At 74.9% G+C, this 2,697-nt stretch carries 2 protein-coding genes; both read left to right on the top strand.

Annotated features, from left to right (window positions below; all coding sequences use genetic code 11):
• On the top strand, positions 1-1,622 hold a 1,622-nt coding region (locus E1291_RS40825; protein WP_207401242.1), incomplete at its 5' end, for an amino acid adenylation domain-containing protein.
• An 11-nt stretch (positions 1,623-1,633) separates the two neighbouring features.
• Positions 1,634-2,697 (top strand): AMP-binding protein (locus E1291_RS40820; protein ID WP_131743387.1); only part of this gene is annotated, 1,064 nt, incomplete at its 3' end.

The raw sequence follows: 2,697 nt of genomic DNA, 5'->3' as shown, positions 1-2,697 counted from the left end.
CCCGGCCGCCCGGTGCCCTCGACGGGCGCACCGTCGGGCTGCCGGACGCGGCGTGGGAGGAGCACGCCGGCCGCCCGGCCCTGCTGGGCCGGCGGACGGTCTCCTACGGGGAGCTCGCCGAGACCGTGGGCCTGGCCTCGGCCGGGCTGCTCGGCGCCGGTGCGCGGGCCGGGGACCGGGTCGCCGTCTGGATGGACAAGCGGGCGGAGTACGCGGAGGCGATCCTCGCGGCGCTGCACGCGGGCTGCGCCTACGTGCCGCTCGACGGCGGCCAGCCCGCGGACCGGGCCGCGACGATCCTCCGCGACGCCGAGCCGGTCGCGCTGTTCACCGACCGGCGGCACCTCGCGCTGCTGGCGGGCGCCGGGACGCCGCCGTCGCTGCGGCTGGTCGTGGTGGTGGACGCTCTCGCAACGGACGGTTCCCCGGCGGACCAGGACGGCCCCGCGCTCGCGTGGACCGGATTCCTCGCCGCCGCGGCCCGCGGCGGGAACGCGGTGGAGTGGCCGCGCCCCGAGCCGTCCGCGCTCGCCGCGATCCTCTACACCTCCGGCTCCACCGGGACGCCCAAGGGCGTCAAGATCTCGCACCGCAACCTGACGGCGTTCACCGGCTGGGCCCGCCGGGAACTGGACGTCGGCGCGGACGACGTGTTCGCCAACCACGCCTCGTTCAACTTCGACCTCAGCACCTTCGACCTGTTCGTGGCGCTGTCGCTCGGCGCGGCCGTCTGGATCGTGGAGGACGCGCAGGCCAGGAACGTCGCGGCGCTCGCGGACGGCATCCGCGAGCACGGCGTGACCGTCTGGTACTCGGTGCCCTCGATCCTGACCCTGCTCACGGCGTCGGGGGCCCTGACGGCCGACACCGTCGGGAGCCTGCGGTACGTGCTGTTCGCGGGCGAGGTCTACCCGATGCCCCGGCTGCGCGAGCTGGGCGAGAGCCTCACCGCGCGGACGGTCCTCTACAACCTGTACGGGCCCACCGAGACCAACGTCTGCACCTATCACCGGGTCCGGCCGGAGGATCTGGCGCGGGACGAGCCGCTTCCGATCGGCCTGCCGGTCGGGAACGCGCGGCTGACCGTCGTCGGCGACGACGGCGGCCCCGTGGACGGCCCGGACGCGATCGGCGAGCTGGTCGTCGAGGGCGACTGCGTCACCCCCGGCTACTGGCGGCGCGAGACCGAGCCGCCCGCCGGGCGGCACCGTCGGAACCAGCACGCCACCGGCGACCTGGTGAGCCGGGACCGCGACGGCCTGCTCGTCTACCGCGGCCGCAAGGACCGCATGGTGAAGCTGTCCGGCTACCGCGTCGAGCTCGGTGAGATCGAGGCCGCCGTGCTCCTGCACCCGGACGTCTCCGACGCAGCGGTCCTCGTCGCGGGGGAGGGGAGCGAGGCCCGCCTCGTCCTCTTCTACGCCGTCCGCGCCGGCGCGGACGCGCCGAGTCTGCTCGACGTCAAGCGTCACTGCGCCCGCTACCTGCCCACGTACATGGTCCCGCACTCGGCGACCCGGCTGGAGACCCTGCCGCGCAACGCCAACGGCAAGGTCGACCACGGCCGGCTCCGCGGCGGGCCGGCGGCCGCTCCGGCGGCCTCCGCATCCCTCTCGTCCTGAGCGGTGGAACGATGACGCCACTGAACCTGATCGACAGCCATTGGGAGGGCCCCGAGCCGGAGACGGTGGCGGGCATCCTGCGGCATCACCTCCGGCGGACCCCCGACCGGCTCGCCTACCGGTTCCTAACCGGATCCGATGGGGAAGAGGAGTCCTGGACGTACCGGGACCTGGACGTTCGGGCCCGCGCCATAGCCGGGCGGCTCCAGCGGGAGGGGCTGCGGAACAAGCCCGTCCTGCTGCTCCTCCAGCCCGGCCTGGAGTACGTCGCGGGATTCCTCGGCTGCCTGTACGCGGGCGCGATCGCGGTCCCCGCGCATCCGCCGGACGGTGGGCGGCAGGGCCAGATGACGGCGCGGCTCACGGCGATCGCGCGGGACACGCGGGCCCGATGGGCGCTGGTGGACCCGGAGTCGCGGCTCCCGGAGCCCGGGTCGCCCGGGGCCGCCGACGACGGCGGCGCGGACGCGGACGGCCTCCGCCCGCTCGTGACCACCGAGTGCGGCCGGGAGGACGCCGACGCCTGGCGCGATCCCGGGGCCACCCCCGGATCGCTGGCGTTCCTGCAGTACACGTCCGGGTCGACGGCGACGCCGAAGGGCGTCATGGTGAGCAACGAGAACCTCGTCGCCAACCTCCGCTCGATCCACCTGATGATGGAGCACGACCGGGACTCGGCCGTGGTCTCCTGGCTCCCGCCGTACCACGACATGGGGCTCATCGGCGGCCTGCTGACCCCGCTGTACGGGGGCGTCCCGGCGCACCTGATGGCGCCGCGGACGTTCATCCAGCGCCCGCTCCTGTGGCTGGAGACGATCTCGCGGACCGGGGCGACGACCGCCATCTCCCCGAACTTCGGCTACGACTACTGCCTGCGCAGGATCACCGCGGAGCAGGCGCGGGGCCTGGACCTGCGCCGCTGGCGGCTCGCGCTCAACGGCGCCGAGCCGGTGCGCGCCGACACCCTCGACCGGTTCGCCGAGCGGTTCGGGCCGTGCGGCTTCGACCGGCGGGCCTTCCTGCCGTGCTACGGGCTGGCGGAGGCGACGCTCCTGGTCAGCGGAGCCCCCGCCGC

It is taken from the genome of Actinomadura roseirufa (assembly GCF_900659635.1).
Lineage (GTDB): Bacteria > Actinomycetota > Actinomycetes > Streptosporangiales > Streptosporangiaceae > Spirillospora > Spirillospora roseirufa.
This window is presented reverse-complemented; position numbering and strand designations above follow the sequence as displayed.